The sequence below is a fragment of the Streptomyces sp. NPDC024632 genome (assembly GCF_055559175.1).
Genome location: NZ_JBVHLD010000017.1, coordinates 11814 through 32755, shown reverse-complemented (window position 1 = coordinate 32755; position 20942 = coordinate 11814). Strand labels below are relative to the sequence as shown.

General features: G+C 73.0%; 23 protein-coding genes. 8 read left to right on the top strand and 15 right to left on the bottom strand.

What is annotated here, in order from left to right; all coding sequences use genetic code 11:
- Positions 1–159: 159 nt before the first annotated feature.
- Positions 160–1389 carry a threonine ammonia-lyase gene (gene ilvA, locus ACZ37P_RS29435; protein WP_467349394.1) on the bottom strand — a complete coding sequence of 410 codons (1230 nt, stop codon included), beginning with the start codon at positions 1387–1389 and terminating at the stop codon, positions 160–162.
- Between the two features lie 207 nt (positions 1390–1596).
- On the opposite strand from ilvA, the gene ACZ37P_RS29430 reads away from it, so the two are divergent.
- The 3 genes from ACZ37P_RS29430 to ACZ37P_RS29420 are packed head-to-tail and all read left to right on the top strand — an operon-like array spanning position 1597 to position 3004.
- Positions 1597–2154 (top strand): MarR family winged helix-turn-helix transcriptional regulator, encoded by a 558-nt coding sequence (locus ACZ37P_RS29430; protein ID WP_355350139.1) that lies wholly within the window; start codon positions 1597–1599, stop codon positions 2152–2154.
- A 32-nt stretch (positions 2155–2186) separates the two neighbouring features.
- On the top strand, positions 2187–2744 hold the full coding sequence (locus tag ACZ37P_RS29425; protein WP_467349392.1) for a sigma factor-like helix-turn-helix DNA-binding protein: 558 nt from the start codon (positions 2187–2189) through the stop codon (positions 2742–2744).
- Positions 2741–3004: a hypothetical protein gene (locus ACZ37P_RS29420; protein ID WP_391049106.1), complete on the top strand. Its 264-nt coding sequence runs from the start codon at positions 2741–2743 to the stop codon at positions 3002–3004. Before ACZ37P_RS29425 ends, ACZ37P_RS29420 begins: the two co-directional genes overlap by 4 nt.
- A gap of 95 nt (positions 3005–3099) precedes the next feature.
- On the opposite strand, the gene ACZ37P_RS29415 is transcribed toward ACZ37P_RS29420, so the two are convergent.
- Together ACZ37P_RS29415 and ACZ37P_RS29410 are read right to left on the bottom strand one after the other, a co-directional pair.
- Entirely contained in the window at positions 3100–4272 is a 1173-nt protein-coding gene (locus ACZ37P_RS29415; protein WP_355349930.1) for a cystathionine gamma-synthase, read from the bottom strand.
- A 22-nt stretch (positions 4273–4294) separates the two neighbouring features.
- On the bottom strand, positions 4295–4858 hold the full coding sequence (locus tag ACZ37P_RS29410; protein WP_355349927.1) for a PadR family transcriptional regulator: 564 nt from the start codon (positions 4856–4858) through the stop codon (positions 4295–4297).
- A 127-nt stretch (positions 4859–4985) separates the two neighbouring features.
- Here ACZ37P_RS29410 and ACZ37P_RS29405 point away from each other — a divergent pair, with 127 nt between their 5' ends.
- Complete coding sequence (locus ACZ37P_RS29405) at positions 4986–5438, top strand: nuclear transport factor 2 family protein (protein WP_391049101.1); 453 nt, start codon at positions 4986–4988, stop codon at positions 5436–5438.
- 50 nt (positions 5439–5488) lie between these two features.
- Entirely contained in the window at positions 5489–6379 is an 891-nt protein-coding gene (locus ACZ37P_RS29400) for a DUF3626 domain-containing protein (RefSeq protein WP_391049099.1), read from the top strand.
- Here the strand turns inward: ACZ37P_RS29400 and ACZ37P_RS29395 are convergent.
- The 9 genes from ACZ37P_RS29395 to xylA all read right to left on the bottom strand — a co-directional run bounded on the left by ACZ37P_RS29395 (position 6334) and on the right by xylA (position 13497).
- Positions 6334–6672, bottom strand: coding sequence for an STAS domain-containing protein (locus ACZ37P_RS29395; protein WP_355349918.1), 339 nt, complete (start codon positions 6670–6672; stop codon positions 6334–6336). The two genes, ACZ37P_RS29400 and ACZ37P_RS29395, sit on opposite strands and share 46 nt — an antisense overlap.
- Before the next feature lie 103 nt (positions 6673–6775).
- Positions 6776–7102, bottom strand: a complete 327-nt coding sequence (locus tag ACZ37P_RS29390; protein ID WP_391161720.1) for an Asp23/Gls24 family envelope stress response protein — start codon at positions 7100–7102, stop codon at positions 6776–6778.
- A 4-nt stretch (positions 7103–7106) separates the two neighbouring features.
- Complete coding sequence (locus tag ACZ37P_RS29385) at positions 7107–7718, bottom strand: hypothetical protein (RefSeq protein WP_355349913.1); 612 nt, start codon at positions 7716–7718, stop codon at positions 7107–7109.
- Positions 7709–8281, bottom strand: a complete 573-nt coding sequence (locus ACZ37P_RS29380) for an RNA polymerase sigma factor (protein WP_355349938.1) — start codon at positions 8279–8281, stop codon at positions 7709–7711. The genes ACZ37P_RS29385 and ACZ37P_RS29380 overlap by 10 nt, the downstream gene beginning before the upstream one ends.
- Positions 8282–8492: 211 nt before the next feature.
- The gene (locus ACZ37P_RS29375; protein WP_355349910.1) at positions 8493–8999 is read right to left on the bottom strand and encodes an Asp23/Gls24 family envelope stress response protein; all 507 of its coding nucleotides are present in this window, start codon (positions 8997–8999) and stop codon (positions 8493–8495) included.
- A 260-nt stretch (positions 9000–9259) separates the two neighbouring features.
- Entirely contained in the window at positions 9260–9655 is a 396-nt protein-coding gene (locus tag ACZ37P_RS29370) for a VOC family protein (protein WP_391049091.1), read from the bottom strand.
- Positions 9656–9830: 175 nt separating this feature from the next.
- Positions 9831–10514, bottom strand: coding sequence for an ABC transporter ATP-binding protein (locus ACZ37P_RS29365; RefSeq protein WP_467349387.1), 684 nt, complete (start codon positions 10512–10514; stop codon positions 9831–9833).
- 24 nt (positions 10515–10538) lie between these two features.
- A complete protein-coding gene (locus ACZ37P_RS29360) occupies positions 10539–11999 on the bottom strand; it encodes an ABC transporter permease (protein ID WP_401721664.1) in 1461 nt (486 codons plus the stop codon).
- 307 nt (positions 12000–12306) lie between these two features.
- The gene (xylA, locus tag ACZ37P_RS29355) at positions 12307–13497 is read right to left on the bottom strand and encodes a xylose isomerase (RefSeq protein WP_355349898.1); all 1191 of its coding nucleotides are present in this window, start codon (positions 13495–13497) and stop codon (positions 12307–12309) included.
- 91 nt (positions 13498–13588) lie between these two features.
- On the opposite strand from xylA, the gene xylB reads away from it, so the two are divergent.
- Both xylB and ACZ37P_RS29345 read left to right on the top strand, forming a co-directional pair.
- Entirely contained in the window at positions 13589–15010 is a 1422-nt protein-coding gene (gene xylB, locus ACZ37P_RS29350) for a xylulokinase (protein WP_467349384.1), read from the top strand.
- 794 nt (positions 15011–15804) lie between these two features.
- A complete protein-coding gene (locus tag ACZ37P_RS29345; protein ID WP_355349892.1) occupies positions 15805–16935 on the top strand; it encodes an ROK family transcriptional regulator in 1131 nt (376 codons plus the stop codon).
- A gap of 5 nt (positions 16936–16940) precedes the next feature.
- Here ACZ37P_RS29345 and ACZ37P_RS29340 read toward each other — a convergent pair whose 3' ends face one another.
- Together ACZ37P_RS29340 and ACZ37P_RS29335 are read right to left on the bottom strand one after the other, a co-directional pair.
- Entirely contained in the window at positions 16941–18281 is a 1341-nt protein-coding gene (locus ACZ37P_RS29340; protein WP_391161724.1) for a L,D-transpeptidase, read from the bottom strand.
- 257 nt (positions 18282–18538) lie between these two features.
- Positions 18539–18889 (bottom strand): hypothetical protein, encoded by a 351-nt coding sequence (locus ACZ37P_RS29335; protein WP_391049076.1) that lies wholly within the window; start codon positions 18887–18889, stop codon positions 18539–18541.
- A gap of 101 nt (positions 18890–18990) precedes the next feature.
- Between ACZ37P_RS29335 and ACZ37P_RS29330 the strand changes: the two genes are divergently transcribed.
- Positions 18991–19305: a hypothetical protein gene (locus ACZ37P_RS29330; protein ID WP_467349382.1), complete on the top strand. Its 315-nt coding sequence runs from the start codon at positions 18991–18993 to the stop codon at positions 19303–19305.
- A gap of 37 nt (positions 19306–19342) precedes the next feature.
- Here ACZ37P_RS29330 and hutH read toward each other — a convergent pair whose 3' ends face one another.
- Entirely contained in the window at positions 19343–20896 is a 1554-nt protein-coding gene (gene hutH, locus ACZ37P_RS29325) for a histidine ammonia-lyase (RefSeq protein ID WP_467349381.1), read from the bottom strand.
- Positions 20897–20942: the final 46 nt, after the last annotated feature.

Sequence of the window (20942 nt, the reverse complement as noted above, 5' to 3'; positions counted from 1 at the left end):
ACCGCGATGGAACGCGAGAATGACAGACGCGATATATCGCGTCAAGCCAATTTCGCGTCCGCCACGGAACCTGGTACACGGCGCGCCGCCGCGGGGCTCGGCGGGCCATTCCCCCGCGGCGGCGGGTCGTACGACGGCGAACTCCGCCCGCCGGGGCGGTCACCGGATGACGGTGTAACCCGCGTTCTCCAGTGCCTCGCCCACGGCGACACAGTGCTCAGGTCCCTTGGTTTCCAGGTGCACCTCGACCTCGGCCTCGGTGAGGCCGAGCCGCGGGTCGGTGCGCACATGGCTGACATCGAGGACGTTAGCGTCGACCACTGACAACACCCCCAGGAGCGTGGCGAGCGCGCCGGGCCGGTCGGTGAGACGCAGCCGCAGGGACAGGTAACGGCCGGCGGCCGACATGCCGTGCCGCAGGATGCGCTGCATCAGCAGCGGGTCGACATTGCCGCCGGAGAGCACCGCGACGACGGGCCCCCGCAGCGCCTCGGGCGCGGCCAGCAGCGCCGCGACCGGACTGGCCCCGGCCGGTTCCACGACCAGCTTCGCGCGTTCCAGGCAGAGCAGCAGCGCGGAGGAGAGCTGGTCCTCCGTCACCGTCACGACCTCGTCCACCAGGTCCCTGACCAGGGCGAACGGTATGTCGCCCGGACGGCCGACCATGATTCCGTCGGCCATCGTGGCGACCGTGCCGAGCGCCACCGGGCGGCCGACGGCGAGCGAGGGCGGATACGCGGCGGCGCCCGCGGCCTGCACGCCGACGATCTTCACATCGGGCCGCAGCGCCTTGACGGCGACCGCGAGACCGGCGGCGAGACCGCCGCCGCCGATGCCGACCACGATGGTGCCGACCTCGGGACACTGCTCAAGGATCTCCAGGCCCACCGTGCCCTGCCCGGCGATGATGTCCGGGTGGTCGAAGGGGTGGATGAAGACCGCCCCGGTCTGCTCGGCGTACGCGATGGCCGCCCGCAGCGTCTCGTCGACGACCGCGCCGTGCAGCCGTACCTCGGCGCCGTAGTCACGGGTCGCGGCCACCTTGGGCAGCGGGGCGCCGACGGGCATGAAGACGGTCGAGCGGACACCGAGCAGGGAGGCCGCGAGGGCCACGCCCTGGGCGTGGTTCCCGGCACTGGCCGCCACCACCCCGGCCGCGCGCTCCTCCGGGCCGAGGCCCGCGATGCGGACGTACGCGCCGCGAATTTTGAACGAACCTGTGCGTTGAAGATTCTCGCATTTGAGGTGCACAGGTGCTCCGACCAGCGACGACAGATGGCGGCTGCCTTCCATCGCGGTGATACGGGCCACCCCGGAGAGCATTTTGTGCGCTCCTCGCACGTCATCGAGGGTGATCGAAGGGGACGCTGCGGGCACCGAACTGTCCATGGGCCCAGTCTCCCAGCTCCGGCGGACCGCCACCGCCGGGGGCCAAGGGTGTCACCGGCGGCCGGAATACGTGTCAGGGCCGGGGCCGCGGCGGGCGGCGTATTGCCGGTGAAGGGTCACGGGGCCTTCCGCGCCGCGTACTCTTCTCCACAACTTCCGCCTTCCCGTTCCCCTTCACAGGACCGACAGAACGCGAGCTTCAAGGTCATGTCCAACCCCACGGAGACCTCGACCGAACTCCTTGAGCGCCTCCAGCACCAGGTCGCACTTTTCGCCCGTCGCGCGGAACAGACGCGGCTCGGCGGAGTCGGCAAGGCCCGCAACTCCATGGACCGCGCCGCCTACCTGCTGCTCAACCGGCTCGACCGCGAAGGCCCGATGGGCGTCAAGGCGCTCGCCGAGGCCATGGGCATCGACTCCTCCACGGTCACCCGTCAGGTCGCCCCGCTCGTCGACACCGGCCTGGTCAAGCGCACCTCGCACCCGGAGGACGGCCGCGCGGTCGTCCTCGCCCTGTCGCCGCGCGGCCGGTCCCGGCTCGACGCGGTACGCGACTCCCGCCGCCGGCTGATGGCCGAGGTCACCGACGAGTGGACCCCGCGGGAGCGGGAGATCTTCACCGAGCTGCTGGCCCGCTTCAACACCTCGCTCGCCGACTGGCACACCGGGGCGGGACAGCGCGAGGAGCCGGAGTCCGACGAGGCCGGTGGGACCGAGGGGACCGGCGGCGCGACGGGGTCGCGGGGAGACACGCAAGGGGCTTGACCCGGAACACCCGGTTGCCGTCCCATGGCCGCGTGGGGAAGCGCCGGGCGGCAGCGGAAAACCGACGGGACGCCGAATTCGCGGCGTTCACCGCGGGCGCGGCGGGCCGTCTGCTGCACGCCGCCACACTGCTGGCGGGCGACCCTGAGGCCGCCGACCGCCTCCTGACCGCGACGCTCGCGCACGTCTACGCCAACTGGCTCACGATGCGCGCGGAGGACCCGTACGAACGGGCCAGGAGCGAGCTGGTACGGCGGTTCGCCTACCGCCCGTGGTGGCGGCGGCCCCGCGGCGGCACCCTGGACCGGCTCAGCGGCCAGGAGCGGCTGATCGTCGTGATGCGGCACTTCGAGGGCGTCGCGGAGGAGCAGACCGCGGCCCAACTCGGCCTGCCCGTCGAGCGGGTGCGCGCCATCTGCGCCCGCGGGACGGCCACGCTGCGCAGCAGGCCCGAAGAGGACGATCCGGCCGCCGACGCGGCGGCCAGGGCCGTGGCCGCCGCCGCGGCGCGGGCCCGCAGAGCCCCCGGGGAGACCGAACCGGCTTCCGAGGCAGCGGAGTTGGCCGAGTCCAGCGCGGTGGCGCCGTGAGCCGCCTGCCCAACCGCCGCGACGACGAGGTGCGCCGCCTGCTGGACACCCCGCACCCGGTGGTCCCGCTCGATCTCACCGCCCGCGCCGCCGCCCGCGGACGCCGGATCGTACGCCGCCGCCGGGTCGTCCGACTCGCCCTGTGGCTGGTGCTGTTCGCGGCCGTCGTGGCCGGTCTGGTCCTGGCCGCGGTGGCGTGGCCCGACCACTCGGCCCCTACGACGCCGACGGACGGCAGTTGGTGGTCGGCGACGGGCTGACGCCTTTCGTGGGAAAGGCGCCGGGCCCGTACGGTACGCGGCGCGCGCGACCGTACGGGCCCGGGAGCTCACGCTCTCACGACCGTGTCACAACCTCAGCCGAGGGCCTGCGCCAGGTCGGCCAGCAGGTCGTCCGCGGCCTCGATGCCGACCGACAGGCGTACCAGATCGGCGGGCACCTCCAGCGCGGAACCGGCCACCGAGGCGTGCGTCATACGGCCCGGGTGCTCGATCAACGACTCGACGCCGCCGAGGGATTCGCCGAGCGTGAAGAGCTCCGCGCGGTCGCAGACGGCGACCGCCGCGTCCTCGCCGCCCACGACGCGGAAGGACACCATGCCGCCGAACGCCTTCATCTGCTTGGCGGCCACCTCGTGCCCCGCGTGCTCCGGCAGACCGGGGTAGTACACCTGCGCCACCTTCGGGTGCGCGGCCAGCATGCCGGCCACCCGCGTCGCGTTGGCGCTGTGCCGGTCCATCCGTACCGCGAGCGTCTTGACGCCGCGCATCACCAGCCACGCGTCGAACGGCCCGGCGACCGCGCCCATCGCGTTCTGGTGGTACGCCAACTCCTCGCCCAGGCCCGCGTCCGAGGTGACCAGCGCGCCGCCGACCACGTCGGAGTGCCCGCCCATGTACTTGGTCGTGGAGTGCACGACGACGTCCGCGCCGAGCGCCAACGGCTGCTGGAGGTAAGGACTCGCGAAGGTGTTGTCGACCACCAGCCGCACCCCGGCCTGCCGGGCGACCCCGGCGACCGCCGCGATGTCGGTGATGCCGAGCAGCGGGTTCGAGGGCGTCTCGACCCAGATCAGCTTGGTCTCCGGCCGGAGCGCGTCCCGTACCGCCTGGACGTCGGAGGTGTCGGCCACCGACCAGCGCACGCCCCAGCGCTCCACGACCTTCGCGAAGAGCCGGAAGGTGCCGCCGTACGCGTCGTTCGGGATCACCACGTGGTCGCCCGGCGCGAGCATCGTACGCAGCAGGCAGTCCTCGGCCGCGAGCCCCGAGGCGAAGGCGAGGCCGCGGCTGCCGCCCTCCAGCGCCGCCAGGTTCTCTTCGAGGGCGGTCCTGGTCGGGTTGGCCGACCGGCTGTACTCGTAGCCGCCGCGCAGGCCGCCGACACCGTCCTGCTTGTACGTCGACACCTGGTAAATCGGCGTCACCACGGCCCCGGTCTGCGCGTCCGCGGCCTGGCCGGCGTGGATCGCGAGGGTCTCGAAGTGCTGGTGGCCGATGTCCTGGTGCCCGATGTGCTTGTCGCTCATGGCCCCGAGCGTAGTGCCGCCGTCAGGCCCGCGCCGACAGCCTCGCGCGCAGCACGGCCGCGCTGCGCTCGCACCACTCGGCGTTTCCCCGCTCGAAGGCGAGGCCGCGCAGGCACGTCAGATACGGGCCGATGCGGGTGCCGTGGCGCAGGAAGTCCTCCTCGTCCCGGTCACCGCGGAGCTTGCCGAGCAGGGTCGTGAACAGCTCGGCCTTCGCCGCCGCGAAGGCGGCGCGCTCCATGAGCTGGGCGATGACGGCCTCGGTGCCGAGGCGGTCGGCGGTCTGAACCTTCACAAGGAGTTCATCACGGATGAAGGACGGTTTCGCGGGCGCCGCCGCGAAGCGTTCCAGTTCGGCGAGGCCGGCGTCGGTCACCTGGAAGAGGCGCTTGTTCGGCCGCGTGTCCTGGACGACCTCCCGGCCGGTGACCAGGCCGTCGCTCTCCAGCCTGGTCAGTTCCGCGTAGAGCTGCTGGGGCAGCGCGTGCCAGAAGTTGGCCACGCCGACGTTGAACGCCTTGGCCAGCTGGTAGCCGCTCAGCTCCTCGTCCAGCAGCGCCGCGAGGACCGCGTGGCGCAAAGCCATCGCTCGGCCTCCTCCCGTCCGCCCGGTCCGTTGTACGCTCGACATGATACTCAAGAAAGTGACTAATCAGATGCACGAGTAGGGGGGCCGCCCAGGGCAGCCCTCCAGAACCGAAGGAGCAGCCGCCGTGACCGCGACGGACGCCGTGACCGCAGACCCCTCCGCCTTCCGCGCCGCCGTCGAGTCGGGCGACGTCGAGGCCCTCAGCCGCCTGTTCACCGACGACATCCGGCTCTACAGCCCGGTGAAGTTCACCCCGTTCGAGGGCAAGCCGCTCGTCGTCGGCCTCTTCCACGTCCTGGTGCGCACCTTCGAGGACTTCCGCTACATCGGCCGGTTCGACGGCTCCGCCCGGACCACCGGTGACGGCACCGACACCCCGTCCGCGATCCTGCTCTTCCGCGCCACCGTCAACGGCAAGGAGATCCACGGCATCGACATGCTCCAGTTCGACCCGGCCGGGCTGATCAAGGAGATCACCGTCATGGTCCGCCCCCAGTCCGCCGTCCAGACCCTCGGCGAAGCCGTCCTCGCCGGCCTCGTCGCCGACGGCCTGGCCCCGGCCCCGGCCCCGCGCTGACGGCCGACGGCTCGGCCCGCACAGGAGGCAGGGGGCAAGGGGTGAATGACGTGACCGGGGAACCGCCGCTCGCGGCGGATGAGGCGTTGCGCCACGTGACCGGCCTGGCGCGGGCCGGGACGCCGGTTGCCGCCGGGGTGCGGGTGAGCGTGAATTTCCATCCGGACCGCGGGGGGATGCTGGAGGCGCTGGGACGGGAGGGCGTGTACCGGTCGCAGTTCGTGACCGGTACGAGCAACGGGGGCCTGACCGCGTATCCGGGCGGAGACCGGTGGCGGTGGGAGAGCCGGATCTTCGGGGGCGCGTACGACCGGGCGGACGGGCGGGCACGGCCGGTGTACGGGGCGTTGAACTTCCGGCGCGAGCGGGTCGGCGCGGCCCCGCGCTTCGGGTCCGCGCACTTCCGGCTGCGCGCCGGGACGCTGGCACGGGCGACCTTCTGCTATCCGGACAGCGCCCGGGAACCGTCCGACTTCGGGGTCGAAGGGACGGTGTCGGCCCTGGTGGAGCTGGCCCGCGCGGACACCGCGGCCGGGCGGGGGGACGCGCTCGACGGCTATGTGGAGGCGCAGGTGCACGGTCCCGTGGTGCTCGCCGAGGACGTGGAGGCGCTGGTGCTCGACCCGAGCCACCGCGGCACCGCCGTGGAGGACGCCGCGCGCCTGCTGCCGTGCCCGCTGGAGTGGCACGCCGGTTTCCGCCTCGCCGTCACGGAGTTGCGCCGCCACCCGGACTACCGGGGGCCGGAATTCGTCGCGCTGGGCGCCGAGATCGCGGAGGGCGGATTCCTCGACCCGCGCGTCATCGGCGAGGCCGCCCGCACCGGCCGCCACGACCCGCAGTCGCTCAAGCGCGTCTGGCACTGCGTGGCCCGCTTCGGGGCGCCGCCGGAGGGTCAGGCGGTTGTGGTGGGGGAGGTCGGGGAGGTGGGGAGGCGGTAGTCGGACAGGGAGAGCATGCGGCGGTGCTGGGGGCGCAGACCCGTGATGTGGAGCGGGAGCGCGAAGGCGGTGCAGCGGGCGTGCAGGCTGCTCAGGAAGCGCAGCGCCGTCGTGTCCATGAAGGGGACGGCGTCGAAGTCGAGGTGGACCCCCCGCAGGCCGGGGCGCAGCGCCAGTTGGGCCTGGGTCAGGGCCGGGCGCGCTTCGAGGTCGATGTCCCCGCACGGCCGGAGGGTGAGTATCCCGTCGTCGTCCAGCGCGGTCGGACAGGTGAAGGGAGCCGTGGCGTCCATGGCGGTCTGTGTCCTCTCTCGAATCTCGAAGGGTCTGCACCCTTGGACACCGTGGGCGGACGGACATCACGCGCGGGGACGTACCCGGTGAAAACGGGCGGTCTCAGACGATCGCGGTGACCGTCACCGACACCGTGACCGGCGTGGTCAGCGTCTGCGGATACGTCGTGTAGACCGCCTCGACGACCGCCTCCCGCACGTGCTGGGCGACCCGGGCCGCCTGGTAGCCGGTGCGTACGGCCAGCGAGACCGTGACCGCGCACTGCGCGGGGTCGGTCCGCCACCGCACGGTGACACCGGGGGCGGTACGGGAGCGCAGGCGGTCGGTCAGGCGCGGGCTGAGGTAGGCGACGCCGGGGACGTCGACCGCGGCGGCGCCCGCCGCGGTCGCGGTCTCGCGCTCTTCCGGTGTGCGGGTCAGCGGGTTCATCGGGTCAGCCCTCCCCAGAGGTCGCGTCGTTGAGCGGGCGGTCGGCCGCCGCCCCGTCGTCCAGGACGTCCACCACCGACACATCCACCGCGGCGACGTCCAGGCCGATCACCGCGTGCGCCGCGTTCATGACGCGTTCGCGGACCGCCGCGGCGGCCTCGGGGACGGTACGGCTGAGGACGACGGCCACTTCCAGGCGGACCCGCAGCGGCACGCGCGGCAGCGGCAGGCCGGGCAGTACGTAGCGCGCGGGCTCGCGGGCCGCGGTGATCCGGCAGCTCCCGGCCACGACACCGGGAACCGCGTCCGCGGCCTGCCGGAAGAGCCGGGCGGCGGCGGTCTCGGTGATCCAGTCGTCGGCCGCGGGGTCGCCGAGCGGTACGAGGCGGCCGGGCCGCAGTTCGGTCCGCACCAGGTCCATCACGCGGGCGGCCAGATCGGGCGCGGGCAGGTCGCGTACCGCCAGCGCCTGGTGCACGGCCTGGTCGAGCTGGGCCAGTTCGGCGAGCGAGTCCCGGCAGTGCGGGCAGTCCTCGTGGCCGGGGGCGGGCTCGCCGCCCTCCCACAGATCGGCCAACGAGGCGTCGCAGGGCAGGAGTTCGTCGTCTAGCGCCATGTGTCCATCGCCTCCGTCAGATAGCGGCGGGCGCGGAAGATCCGTCCCCGGACGGCCGGTTCGCCGATCCCCACGGCGGCGGCGATCTCGTCGTACGACAGGCCGTGGAATTCGCGCAGCACCCAGCACGCGCGCTGCTCGGGGGTGAGCCCGGCCAGCGCGCGGTGCAGCGCCTCGGCCGACGCGGCGGACTCCGCGGCGCGGACGGGCGAGGACTGGTACTCGGGCGCGGCGGGTTCGACGATCGAGTCCAGCGGCTGGGTGGGGCGGCGGCCCCTGAGGACGTTGAGGCAGCGGTTGGTCACGATGCGGTACATCCACGTGCCGAAGGCCGCGTTCCTGCGGAACTCCGGCAGCCGCCGCCACGCGCTGACATACGCGTCCTGCACCGCGTCCTCCGCCTCGGCGTCGTTGCCGAGCAACCGGCGTGCCAGGCGCAGCAGTTCGCCGCTGTGCCGCCGTACCAGGATCTCGAACGCCTCGTCGTCGCCCTCGCTCGCGCGGGCGACCAGCAGGTCTTCCTCCCGCCCGGACGCCGGCGGCTCCGGCTCGGGCGGGGGCACATGCGACGGCGCCCCGTCGGACGCCTCACCGGACACGGCACCGCGCCGGGTCCTCGGCGGCGAGCAGAGGCACGTACAAGCAGGTCAACGTCGTCCGTCCAACAGGTGATCGCGGTCCACGGGGGTGTGCCGTACGGCACCGGGTTCGTGCGAGCGGCAGCGGCGTGCGGGGGCGCCGGGGTGGGACAGCCCCGGCGCCCCCGGAGAACGGCTACTGCACTCGTCCCTCGGCGGGGGTGTCGTCGTCCTCGTCGGGCAGGTGCACGTCGACGATCGAGACGTTGACTTCGACGACCTCGAGGCCGGTCATGCGCTCGACGGCGGAGATCACGTTCTCCCGTACGTCGGCGGACACATCGGTGATGGCGACGCCGTACTCGACCACCAGCTCCAGGTCCACGGCCGTCTGCCGCTCGCCGACCTCGACCTTGACGCCGCGGGTCACGTTGGGGCGGCCACCGGGGACGCGGTCGCGGATGGCGCCCATGCTGCGGGCGAGGCTGCCGCCGAAGTCGTGGACGCCGAGCACCTCGCGTGCCGCCATGCCCGCGATCTTCTCCACGACGGAATTGGCGATGGACGTACGGCCGCGCTCGGCGGGCACGCGGAAGGCGCCGTCGGCCCGCTTCTCCAGGCCCTGCCCCTTGCTGCCGTCGTCGTCGCGGTCCGTGCTGGTGCGCTGGGGCGAAACCGGCGCTTCGGCCTTCGTCGTGGTCATACCGGGTCTCCTGGTGTTCGCAAGTACACCGGCCGGGTCGCGCGGATCCACTGACGCGGATCGCACGACGGTGGATCGTACGAATACGCCGACCCTACGGTGCATGTGGCGGCCTCATGGGCCCTGACATTCTTAAGACACCCCTGATCCGGAGACCTCACGCGCGAATCCGGGATCTTCTCGAAGAGATTCCCGCGCGGGTCGGCGGGAGCGGGCCCGGCCCGGGTCCTGAGGCTCCGCACCCCCGGTCCCGGCGGGGCTCAGACGTCGGTGCGCACCCAGAGGCAGAAGGGGTGCCCGGCCGGGTCGAGGAAGATCCGCGTGTCGTCCTCCGGCTGGTACGCGGCGAGGGTGGCGCCGCAGGCCAGGGCGGTGGCGGTGCCCGCCGGGAGGTCGGTGACCTCGAAGTCGAGATGCAGCATCATCTGCTGCGCGGCGGGGGCGGAGGGCCAGGTCGGCGGGGTGTAGAGGGGCTCGGTCTGGAAGGACAGGCCCGTGCCGCCGCCGGGCGGGTTGAGCTTGACCCAGTCGGGCTCCCGCGCGGTGACCTCCCAGCCGAGCAGCCGCCGGTAGAAGTCGGCGAGCGCCGTCGCGTCGGGCGCGTCGAGGACGACGGCGGTGAAGGTCGTGCGCAGTGGTGCGGTCGGCTCTGACATCGGTCTCCCCTGGTCGCGGCGGGCCGGGCGGGCCGGGCGCGGCGGCCCGGCTCTCGGGCGTGCGGCCCGTCCGCGGTCCAGCGTGGCACCGGGCACCGACAACGCGGCGCCGCCTCTCCGCCGCCGGACGGATCGACCGGCGGAGGGGAGGCGGGGGGCCCGCCGCGCTCCCCGCTCAGGCGGCTGTGCGCTCGCGCAGCGTCAGCGTCCCCTTCCTGATCGTCGCCAGCCGCGGCGCCCGCTTGGCGATGCCCGAGTCGTGGGTGACGAGGATGAAGGTGAGGCCGCGGTCGCGCCAGAGCCCTTCGAGCAGGCCCATGATGTCGTCGCGGGTGCCCTCGTCGAGGTTGCCGGTGGGCTCGTCGGCGAGCAGCACCTTGGGCTCCTTGACCAGGGCGCGGGCGATGGCGACGCGCTGTTGCTGGCCGCCGGAGAGCTCGGACGGCAGGTGGGTCAGCCGTTCGCCGAGGCCCACCGACTCCAGTGCCCGCGCGGCGCGTTCGCGGCGGCCCGCGCCCTTGACCCCCATGGGTACGAGGGCGGTCTCGACGTTCTCCTGCGCGGTGAGGGTCGGGATGAGGTTGAAGCTCTGGAAGATGAAGCCGATGTTCTCCGACCGCACCTTGGTGAGCTTGGCCTCGCCGAGCTTGGCGAGGTCGACGCCGTCCAGCTCCACGGCGCCCGACGTCGGGCGGTCGAGGCCGCCGAGCATCTGGAGGAGCGTGGACTTGCCGCCGCCGGTGGGGCCCTGGATGACGAGCTGGTCGCCGTCGGCGATGGCCAGGTCGATGCCCTTGAGGGCGTCCACGGTGGCCTTGCCGCGCCGGTAGCGCTTGGTCACGCCGGTCAACTGATACATGGTCAATTCCTTTTGGACGAGGGGCTATTCGACGCGGCGCAGGGCGTCGGCGGGGCGCAGCCGGGAGGCGCGCCAGCCGCCGAAGGCGCCCGCGATCAGGCCGCCCGCGACGGCCAGGCCGACGGCGAGGGCGATGGTGTGGACGCTGACCGGGGCGCTCAGCGCGATGTCGACGGTCTTGGCGGCGGAACGGGCCGGGCCGCCGAAGCCGCCGCCACCGCCGCCGCCCGCACCGCCACCGCCACCGTTGGAGCCGAGTTGAGCGCTGAGCGTCGGGCTGATCGCGGTGACCGCGTACGCCCCCGCCAGGCCGAGCGCGATGCCGAGGACACCGCCGAGCAGCCCGTTGACCAGCGCTTCGCCCATCACCTGCCGGGTGACCCGGCCGCTCTTCCAGCCGAGCGCCTTGAGCGTGCCGAATTCCCGTACCCGCCTGCTGACGGCGGAGGAGGTGAGCAGCCCCGCGACCAGGAAGGCCGCGACGAGGACGGCGATCGACAGCCACTTGCCGACGTTGGTGGCGAGCGAGGACGCCGTCGACAGCGAGCCGGAGACGGTGGAGGCCAGATCGGCCGAGGTGGTGACCGTGGTCCCCGAAATGTTCTTCTGGATGGCCGACTTGACGCTGTCGATCTGCTGCGAGCCGGACGCCTTGACGTACACCGTGGTGATCTTGTCCGCGGAGTCCGAGAGCGTCTGCGCCTGCTTCAGCGGCAGGTAGAGGTTGGCCGCCGCCTGGCCGCTGTCGGCGGTCGCGATGCCGATGACCTTGTACTTCGTGTCCTTGACGGTGACCGTCGAGCCGACCGAGAGCTTGTTCTCCTTGGCGTACGCGGAGTCGGCCACGGCGACCTCGGCGTCCGCCTGGGCGGCGGTGAAGGTGGCGCCCGAGGTGATCTTCGACGAAGTCAGCGGGCCGAGCGCGAGGTTGGAGACATCGACGCCGTACAGCGTGTAGCTGTTGGCGTCGAACTGCGCGCCGCCGCCCCGGACTTCGCCCTGCGGCGGGGTGTTGCCGCCGCCGCGCCCGCCGCCGCTGCCGCCGGAGGTGCCCTGCTTCTGCTGGAACTGTCCTTGTGTGAACGAGCCGTCGATCTTGAGCACTTGGAGGCTGAGGCCGCCGACCGCGCCCGCGACGTGCTGCTGGCCGCTCACCTTGCCGACGACCGAGGACGCCAGCGTCTGGAAGCCCTGGACCATGACGCGGTCGCTGCTCTGCGTCTTTCCGTCGCTGTTCGCGTCGAAGTCGAACTTGGGGCGGGTCGTACCGCCGCTCGCGGTGGCGGCGGGCGCGGCCTTGGTGACGGTCATGTCCGTACCGAGGCCGTACAGCGACTGGAGGACCTTGTCCTGCGCCTGGCCCATGCCGGACGAGACGGAGTTGACGGTGATGACCAGCCCGATGCCGAGCGCGAGGCCCAGGGCGACGACGAGTGCCGCCTTGCGTCGGCGGCGCAGCTCGCGCCGGAGATACGTGAAGAACATCCGATTCCTCGTGGGTGGCAGTGGGTGGAGCCGGGAGTGGAGTGGACGCGAGGAGGGGGTGCGTCCACTCCGCTCCCGCTGCCGCGAACGCTAGGAATCAGCGGTGACGTTCCGGTGAGGCGGGTGTGAGGGAGTGCTGAGAAACAGGGTGCCGCGATGAGCCGGGGATAAAGCCCGGGTGAGGAGTTCCTTGAACAGCTCTCCCACGGGCCCTGCACAGGCCCGTGACAGTTCGCTCGGGAAGTCTGACGCGGGGTGCGACCCGCACCCCGCGGGAGTCACCGCGGGCCGGGCCGCCTGCCCCCGGTCAGCGGACACCCAGCAGGTGGTCCATGGCGAGCTGGTCGAGCGCTTCGAAGGCCATGCCCCGCTCGGCCGCCGCCGTGACGTCGAAGTCCTCGTACGCGCCGCGGTCGGCGAGCAGTCCGGCCAGCCGTCCGCCCAGCGTGTCCTCCGCGCCGAGCGTCGGCAGGGCCAGCTCGTCCAGGCGCGAGGCCCGCAGCGCGGCCTGCACCTCGGGGTCGGCGCGGAAGGCGGCGGCGCGCTCCTTGAGGATCAGGTAGTTGCGCATGCAGCCCGCGGCCGACGCCCACACCCCGTCGTAGTCCTCGGTACGCGGCGGCTTGAAGTCGAAGTGCCGCGGCCCCTGGTATCCGGCGGTCTCCAGCAGGTCGACCAGCCAGAAGGCGGAGCGCAGGTCGCCCGCGCCGAAGCGGAGGTCCTGGTCGTACTTGATGCCGGTCTGGCCGTTGAGGTCGATGTGGAAGAGCTTGCCGTGCCACAGCGCCTGGGCGATGCCGTGCGGGAAGTTGAGCCCGGCCATCTGCTCGTGGCCGACCTCGGGGTTGACGCCGACGATGTCGGGGCGCTCCAGCGAGTTGATGAAGGCCAGCGCGTGGCCGACGGTCGGCAGCAGGATGTCGCCGCGCGGCTCGTTCGGCTTCGGCTCGACCGCGAACCGCAGGTTGTAGCCCTGCTCGGTGACGTACTCGCCGAGCAGGTCGAACGCCTCCTTCATCCGGTCGAGCGCCAGCCGTACGTCCTTGGCGCCGCCGGACTCCGCGCCCTCCCGGCCGCCCCACGCCACATACGTCTCCGCGCCCAGCTCGGCGGCGAGGTCGATGTTGCGGAGGGTCTTGCGGAGGGCGAAGCGGCGGACGTCGCGGTCGTTGGCGGTGAAGGCGCCGTCCTTGAAGACGGGGTGCGTGAAGAGGTTCGTGGTCAGCATCGGGGTGGTCATCCCGGTGGTGTCCAGCGCCTGCCGGAACCGCTTGACCAGCGCGTCGCGCTCCGCGTCCGTCGAGCCGAACGGGATCAGGTCGTCGTCGTGGAAGGTGACGCCGTACGCGCCCAGCTCGGAGAGCCGGTTGACGGACTCGACCGGGTCCAGCGGGGCGCGGGTGGCGTCGCCGAACGGGTCGCGGCCCTGCCAGCCGACGGTCCACAGGCCGAAGGTGAACTTGTGCTCGGGGGCCGGGGTAAGACTCTCGGAAGTCATTGCGACTGGCTCCTATTCGTCAGACTGTTAAACAAATTAGTATGCGAGACCAGCGATGGGAAGTGGCGCTCGCGAAGGGATCGGGAATCGCATGGGGTCGAAAGCAGGGACGGGACGGGTCGTACTCGGGGTGGACAGCTCCACGCAGTCCACGAAAGTGCTGGCCGTCGACGTGGACAGCGGCGCCGTCCTGGCCGCCGGGCAGGCGCCGCACACGGTCAGCTCGGGGGCCGGACGCGAGACCGACCCCGAGGTGTGGTGGACGGCGCTGCGCGACGCGATCGGGCAGACCGGGGAGTACGCGGCGCGCGCCGAGGCGATATCGGTCGGCGGGCAGCAGCACGGGCTGGTCGTCCTCGACGCCGCCGGACGCCCGCTGCGGCCCGCGCTGCTCTGGAACGACGTACGGTCCGCGCCGCAGGCCGCCGCGCTCGTCGAACGGCACGGCGCGCAGTGGTGGGCCGAGCGCTTCGGCTCCGTCCCCGCGGCCAGCTTCACCGCCGCCAAGTGGGCATGGCTCACCGAGCACGAGCCCGAGGTCGCGGCGGCCGCCGCGGCCGTACGCCTCCCCCACGACTTCCTCACCGAGCGGCTCGGCGGCGCCGCCGTCACCGACCGCGGCGACGTTTCCGGCACCGGCTGGTGGGCGTCGGGCACCGAGACCTACGACGACGGGCTGCTCGCCGAGATCGGGCTCGACCCCGCGCTGCTCCCGACCGTCCTCGGGCCCGGCGAGGAGGCGGGCACCGTCTCCGCCGGTCTGCCCCTGCGGCCCGGCACCCTTGTCGCCTCCGGCACCGGCGACAACGCCGCCGCCGCGCTGGGCCTCGGCCTCGAACCCGGACGCGCCGTCCTCAGCCTCGGTACCTCCGGTACGGTCTACGCCGTTTCGCGGCGGCGGCCGACCGACGCGTCCGGGACCGTCGCGGGGTTCGCCGCCGCCGACGGGGGCTGGCTGCCGCTGGCCTGCACCCTCAACTGCACGCTGGCCGTCGACAAGGTGGCCGCGCTCCTGCGGCTCGACCGGGAGGAGGTGGAGACCGGCGGCTCCGTCGCCTTCCTCCCCTTCCTCGACGGTGAGCGCACGCCCAACCTGCCGTACGCCTCGGGGCTGCTGACCGGCCTGCGCCACGACACGTCCGCCGGACAGGTGCTCCAGGCCGCCTACGACGGGGCCGTCTACGCGCTTCTCTCCGCCCTCGACCAGGTGCTCGCCGTGGACTCCGCCCCCTCCGACCAGCCCCTTCTCCTCATCGGCGGCGGCGCCCGGGGCGCGGCCTGGCTCGACACCGTCCGCCGCCTTTCGGGGCGGGCCGTTCAGGTGCCGCGTGCCGCGGAGCTGGTCGCGCTGGGCGCCGCCGCGCAGGCCGCGGCTCTCCTCACCAAGGAGTCTCCCTCCGCCGTCGCGCTCCGCTGGGGTACCGCGGCCGGGGCTCTCCACCCGCCCCTTCCCCGCGATGACGCTGCGCTCGCCCGCCTCTCCTCCGCGCTCCCGCTGGCGGCCGGCCGCTGACCCCGCCGCCTTTCTGGGGGCGGCGCCCGTTTCTTTCCCACCCGCCCACCCGTGCGAGTGCTTTCTTCGTCTGCGGGTGCCGCTTGTGCCTGGTCGGTCCCGGCCCGGGGCACCTCCTCGGGCGACGAACCTGCGGCCACTTCCATGACGTCCAGCCCTTGCCCGTTCGTCCCCCTGCGGGGGCACCCCGCACCGTCCCCTCCTCGCCCGTCGGCGTCCGCCTGTCCGCTGTGGCTGAGGGGGGGGGAGGGGGTGGGAGGGGGTGCGGGCCCTGCGACGCCCAACCCTCCGGCGGGGTGGGCGCAAGGGGGTGGGGGGAGCCCGGCCCCTGCGCCACCCGACGTCCAGTCGGGTGGGCGGGGGCTGCGGGTGCTGGGGAGTGGGGGGTGGCAGGGGCTTCGTCGGGCGCCTGGGGAAGGGCCCGGTCTTTCCGGAGCGGCCGGGAGGGGGCACCGGCGCAAGGCGGCCCGCCGAAAGAACCCCCTCCCCGGCAACCCCCACCGGACCGCCGGACGCCGACGTACCGGGAGGGGACGGGCCGGGGTGCCCCCGCAGAAATGCGGTGACAAGAAGGGCACCGGATACGCGGGACCAGGTAGCCGCATTTCGAGGAGGTGCCCCGGACCGGCACCGACCAGGCACAAGCGGCACCCGCAGACGAAGAAAACACCCGCACGGGTGGGCGGGCGGGCAGAGAACACCGCCGCGGCGCAGCCGCACATACTTGGGGGGATGGGATGGAGGACGGCGTGGGTAAGGGAATGGGCGCGCAAGCGGGCCTGAGGCGCCGCAACATGGCACTGGTCATGCGTGCCCTCGCCGCAGGCGAGAACGTCACGCGCGCCGCCGTCGCGGCAGAGGTGGGCCTGACGAGGGCGACCGTCTCGACGCTGGTGGACGAACTGCTGGCGGCCGGCCTGGTGGAAGAGCGCGGCGCGCAGCGCCCCGGCACCGTCGGCCGCCCCGGCACCGCCCTGGCCCTGAGCGAGCGCGGCCCCGCCGGCCTCGGCGCCGAGGTCGGCGTCGACCACCTGGCCGCCTGCGTGGTGGACCTGCGCGGCACCGTCCGCTGCCACGCCGAGGCGAAGGCGGCGAACCGCGGCCGCCCGGCCGCCGAAGTACTGGCGGAACTGGCCGAGTTGACGGCGAAGGTGACCAGGGAGGCGGCCGGGAGCGGCCTGCGCCCGGTCGCCACGACAGTGGCGGTCCCCGGCCTGGTCGGAAAGGACCGCGGCACGGTCCTGCGCGCCCCGAACCTGGGCTGGGAGGACGTGGCCGTCGCGGCCCCCCTCGGCGAGGGCACGGTCGTGGAGAACGAGGCGAATCTCGGCGCGCTCGCCGAATTGTGGCTCGGCGGCCACGAGAGGCTCGCGGACTTCGTGCACGTCTCCGCGGAGATCGGCATCGGCGCCGCCCTCGTCGTGGAGGGCCGCCTGTTCCGCGGCGCCCGCGGCTTCGCGGGCGAGCTGGGCCACGTACCGGTGCACCCGGACGGCCCCTTGTGCTCGTGCGGCGCGCACGGCTGCCTGGAGACGTACGCGGGCGAGGAGGCGCTGCTGCGGGCGGCGGGGGTGGGCGCGGGCGGCGGCCCGGCACTGCGGGCGGCGGCGGCCGACGGCGACCCGGCGGCGCTGAAGGCGCTGGAGGAGGCGGGCGCGGCGCTCGGCATCGCGCTGAGCGGCGCGGTGAACCTGCTGGACCCGCAGGCGGTGGTGGTCGGCGGCCCGCTGGCCGAACTGGCGCCGTGGCTGCTGCCGGGCGTCCGGCGGGAGCTGGCGGCCCGCGTCACCGACCGGCAGTGGCGCCCTGAGGACGTGGTGACGTCCAGGCTGGGCCGCGACGGGGTGCTGCGGGGCGCGGCGTACAGCTCCGTCCGCACGGTGCTGGAGGACCCGGCGAGCTGGGCCCTCCAGCAGGAGGCGTGAAAGCCTTACGCCTGCGGAGCCGTCCACGCCGCCCAGGACAGGTTCCAGCCGTTGAGCCCGTTGTCCGGCTGGATCGTCTTGTCGGCGGAGTCCTTGACGATGACGACGTCACCGACCATGGAGTTGTTGTAGAACCAGGCGGCCGGGGTGTTGGGGTCCTTGCCGCCCTTGGTGTCGCTCAGGCCCACGCAGCCGTGGCTGGTGTTGGTGGCGCCGAAGATCGACTTGCTGCCCCAGTAGTTGCCGTGGATGAAGGTCCCGGAGTTGCTGAGCCGCATGGCGTGCGGGACGTCGGGGATGTCGTACTCGCCCTTGCCGTCGTCCTCGGTGAAGCCGACCGTCGCGCCGTTCATCCGCGTGGTCTGGTACTTCTCGGAGATGACCATCTGGCCGTTGTACGTGCTGTGGTCCGGTGCGCCCGCCGAGATCGGGATGGTCTTGAGGACCTTGCCGTCGCGGACGACGGTCATCTGGTGGGTCGCGGCGTCGACCGTGGAGACCTGGGAGCGGCCGACGGTGAAGTTCACCGTCTTGTCCTGGACGCCGTAGATGCCCGCGCCGCCCTTGACGCCGTCGAGCTTGAGCTTGAGGGAGACGTGCGAGCCCGCCTGCCAGTACTGCTGGGGGCGGAAGTCGAGCCGGGTGGAGCTGAACCAGTGGCCCTCGACCCGCTGGCCGCTGCTGGAGGTCACCGAGACCGCGGCCTCGACGGCGGCGCGGTTGGTGATCGCCTTGTCGAAGTTGATCGAGACCGGCATGCCGACGCCGACGGTGGAGCCGTCCTCCGGCGTGAAGTAGCCGATGAAGCTGCTGGAGGCGGAGACGGTCGAGAAGGTGCCGTTCGCCGCGGCCGTACGGCCCTGGGAGTCGGTGGCGGCGGCCGATATCGCGTACTGCGTGCCGCGGGCCAGCGCGACGTCCGGGGTCCAGCTCGTGCGGTCGGCGGATATGGTGCCCGCGATCTTGTTGCCGGTGGCCTTGGACGTCATGGTGACCGAGGTGAGGGTGCCGCCCGCCACCGTGACCTTGGCGTCGTTGTGGATGCTCGCGCCGGTGCTGCCGTCCTTGGGCGTGATGGTGATCTTCGCGTCGGACGCCTGCTTCGCCGCCGCGGCGTCCTCCTTGGACTGGGCGGCGGCCGACGGGGACTGCCCGGCAGACGGGGACGAGCTGGCGGAGCTGGTCGGTTTGTCGCCGCCCGCGGCCTTGTCACCGCCGCCGCCTCCGCCGCCGCACGCCGTCAGCGTGACGGCACCGCCGATCAGCACCGCGGCGGCCGCGAGTGCGCGGCGGCGGGTGAAGGGCGAGCGCTTGGCGGGGGCATGTGCGTTGTCGGGCGGCGTCACGCGTGTCTCCAATGGGCTGGGGTCGCTCGCGGGTGAATGACGAGCTTCGTCCACATGCCATGAAAACAGGCCGACACCGGTAACCGTGCCCCGAGTGCCGGAATTGTGGGGTAACGCACGCGGGCCGGTTCCGGCCGCACGCGACGGGAGGCGGCGCGTTCGCGCAGGTGGGAGGGGTTGTCCCGGCGCCGCCTCCGGGCCGGTCGGCGCGGAGCGTCCGGCTCCGCTTCCGGCGCCGCCGGACCCCCGGACAGGCCCTAGTCCTCGGCGTCCCCGTCCGCGTCCTCCTCGTCGAGGTCCCACTCGTCGGAGTCCGGGTCGTACTCGGTGTGCGCGCACGACCACGACGCCTGGACGAGGTCGACGCCCGGCACGGCCGAGAGCAGGTCGGCCGGGTCGACCAGGTACGCCAGCGCCTCCGACTCGTCCTTGCCGACGGCGTCGCGTGCGTGCAGCCGTTCCTGCGGCGGCATGAACTCGTCGGCGCCGATGTGGTCCAGGGCCGCGCCGCGCAGCTCGTCGGGCCCGGAGACCTCCAGGACGAGTTCCACCTGGAGCCGTACGTACCGCGGACCGCTCTCGCCGCGGGGAATCTCAGTAGCGCTCATGCCACGGAGCGTAAGCGCCTTCGCCGCGGCTTCCCACGAGCCACACCAAGTCACTACCATCTGCCCCTACGGTCAATTCGCCGCACCAGCTGGGGGATCCGTTGACCTCGCCCCGTCCCTATGTCGCCGCAGCAGCCGCCGCCGCGCTCGCGGCGCTATTCTTCGTCCCGTCCGCGAGCGCGAGTCCCGACGACGCCGCGACCTCCGCGCACACGAAGACCGCGGCCCACACCCGTACGACAAGCACGGCCAGTACGGCCAGTACGGCCGCCACGCGCTCCGCCGCGGAGCAGATCGGCCTCGCCGACACCGGCAGCATCGACACCAAGCCGTATCTCATCGGCGGTGCCGCGTTCCTGGTGGCGGGCGCGGGGCTGATCGTCAACGCCGGCCGCCGCACCCGCCAGAGCTTCTGACGGCGTCGCTCACACGGTCGCCGTTCCGCTCACGGATTCACGCGAGCGGGCCGGTGACCGACTCCGCCGCGCGCGCCAGCTCTCCGGCCCGTACGAAGCGGTAGGCCGCCTCCAGGTCCGGTGACAGGAAGCGGTCGGGGCCCGCGCCCAGCACGCCCGCCGCGCGTACCGCCGCCAGGACCGCGGCCGAAGCGGGCGCCGGGCGCTGCTCGCCCGTCGTGGTCCTGATCTCCAGCGCGCGGGTGGCCGCGTACATCTCGACGGCGATGATCCGGGTGAGGTTGTCGACGGCCGTACGGAGCTTGCGCGCCGCCGACCAGCCCATGGAGACGTGGTCCTCCTGCATCGCGGAGGACGGGATCGAGTCCACCGACGCGGGCACCGCGAGCCGCTTCATGTCGCTGACCAGCGCGGCCTGCGTGTACTGGGCGATCATCAGACCGGAGTCGAGGCCGGGGTCGTCGGCCAGGAACGGCGGCAGGCCGTGCGAGCGGTTCTTGTCCAGCAGCCGGTCGGTGCGGCGCTCCGCGATGGAGCCGAGGTCGGCGGCGGCGATGGCGAGGAAGTCCAGGACGTACGCGACCGGCGCGCCGTGGAAGTTGCCGTTGGACTCGACCCGGCCGTCTTCAAGGACCACCGGATTGTCGACGGCGGCGGCCAGTTCGCGCTCGGCGACCAGGCGGGCGTGCGCGAGGGTGTCGCGGCCCGCGCCCGCGACCTGCGGGGCGCAGCGGATGGAGTACGCGTCCTGCACGCGCGGCGCGTCGTCCTGGTGGTGGCCGGTGAGCCCGGAACCCTCCAGCACCCGGCGCATGTTCTCGGCGCTGGCCGCCTGGCCGGGGTGCGGGCGGATCGCGTGCAGCTCGGGGGCGAGGACCTTCTCGGTGCCGAGCAGGGCCTCCAGGGTCAGCGCGGCCGTGATGTCGGCCGCGGTGAAGAGCCGGGCCAGGTCGGCGCAGGCCATCACCAGCATGCCGAGCATGCCGTCGGTGCCGTTGATGAGGGCCAGGCCCTCCTTCTCCCGCAGGACGACCGGCTCGATGCCGTGCTCCGCGAGGAGTTCCGCGGCGGGGCGCACCGTACCGTCCGGGCCCTCCGCCTCGCCCTCGCCCATCAGCACCTGCGCGCAGTGCGCCAGCGGGGCGAGGTCGCCCGAGCAGCCGAGCGAGCCGTATTCGTGGACGACGGGCGTGATCCCGGCGTTCAGCAGCGCCGCCATCGTCTCCGCGACCACCGGGCGCACCCCGGTACGGCCGGACGCCAGCGTCTTCAGCCGCAGGAACATCAGCCCGCGGACCACCTCGCGCTCCACCGCCGGACCCATCCCCGCCGCGTGCGACCGTACGAGGCTGCGCTGCAACTGGGCCCGCAGCTCCGGACTGATGTGCCGTACCGCCAGGGCCCCGAAGCCCGTCGACACCCCGTAGACCGGCTCGGGCTTCGCCGCCAGCGACTCGATCACCTCACGCGCCCTGGCGATCCCCGCCAGCGCTTCCGGCGCCAGCTCCACCCGCGCGCCGTCGCGCGCGACGGCGAGTACGTCGTCGGCGGGGGCGCCGTGCGCACCGATGACCACGTTATGCATATTCATATTCACGCACCCTAAGCACTGAAAGCCGCCCTGTCACTCCCCTCTG

What these genes read in the sequence shown, in the direction of transcription:
- xylB (WP_467349384.1), top strand. Translation starts at nt 13,589, where the DNA reads ATGGGGTCGAAAGCAGGGACGGGACGGGTCGTACTCGGGGTGGACAGC.
- ACZ37P_RS29415 (WP_355349930.1), bottom strand. Translation starts at nt 4,272, where the DNA reads ATGAGCGACAAGCACATCGGGCACCAGGACATCGGCCACCAGCACTTC.
- hutH (WP_467349381.1), bottom strand. Translation starts at nt 20,896, where the DNA reads ATGAATATGCATAACGTGGTCATCGGTGCGCACGGCGCCCCCGCCGAC.
- ilvA (WP_467349394.1), bottom strand. Translation starts at nt 1,389, where the DNA reads ATGGACAGTTCGGTGCCCGCAGCGTCCCCTTCGATCACCCTCGATGAC.
- ACZ37P_RS29370 (WP_391049091.1), bottom strand. Translation starts at nt 9,655, where the DNA reads ATGTCAGAGCCGACCGCACCACTGCGCACGACCTTCACCGCCGTCGTC.
- ACZ37P_RS29390 (WP_391161720.1), bottom strand. Translation starts at nt 7,102, where the DNA reads ATGAACCCGCTGACCCGCACACCGGAAGAGCGCGAGACCGCGACCGCG.
- ACZ37P_RS29360 (WP_401721664.1), bottom strand. Translation starts at nt 11,999, where the DNA reads ATGTTCTTCACGTATCTCCGGCGCGAGCTGCGCCGCCGACGCAAGGCG.
- xylA (WP_355349898.1), bottom strand. Translation starts at nt 13,497, where the DNA reads ATGACTTCCGAGAGTCTTACCCCGGCCCCCGAGCACAAGTTCACCTTC.
- ACZ37P_RS29395 (WP_355349918.1), bottom strand. Translation starts at nt 6,672, where the DNA reads ATGGACGCCACGGCTCCCTTCACCTGTCCGACCGCGCTGGACGACGAC.
- ACZ37P_RS29365 (WP_467349387.1), bottom strand. Translation starts at nt 10,514, where the DNA reads ATGTATCAGTTGACCGGCGTGACCAAGCGCTACCGGCGCGGCAAGGCC.
- ACZ37P_RS29410 (WP_355349927.1), bottom strand. Translation starts at nt 4,858, where the DNA reads ATGGCTTTGCGCCACGCGGTCCTCGCGGCGCTGCTGGACGAGGAGCTG.
- ACZ37P_RS29335 (WP_391049076.1), bottom strand. Translation starts at nt 18,889, where the DNA reads ATGAGCGCTACTGAGATTCCCCGCGGCGAGAGCGGTCCGCGGTACGTA.
- ACZ37P_RS29345 (WP_355349892.1), top strand. Translation starts at nt 15,805, where the DNA reads ATGGCACTGGTCATGCGTGCCCTCGCCGCAGGCGAGAACGTCACGCGC.
- ACZ37P_RS29430 (WP_355350139.1), top strand. Translation starts at nt 1,597, where the DNA reads ATGTCCAACCCCACGGAGACCTCGACCGAACTCCTTGAGCGCCTCCAG.
- ACZ37P_RS29385 (WP_355349913.1), bottom strand. Translation starts at nt 7,718, where the DNA reads ATGGCGCTAGACGACGAACTCCTGCCCTGCGACGCCTCGTTGGCCGAT.
- ACZ37P_RS29375 (WP_355349910.1), bottom strand. Translation starts at nt 8,999, where the DNA reads ATGACCACGACGAAGGCCGAAGCGCCGGTTTCGCCCCAGCGCACCAGC.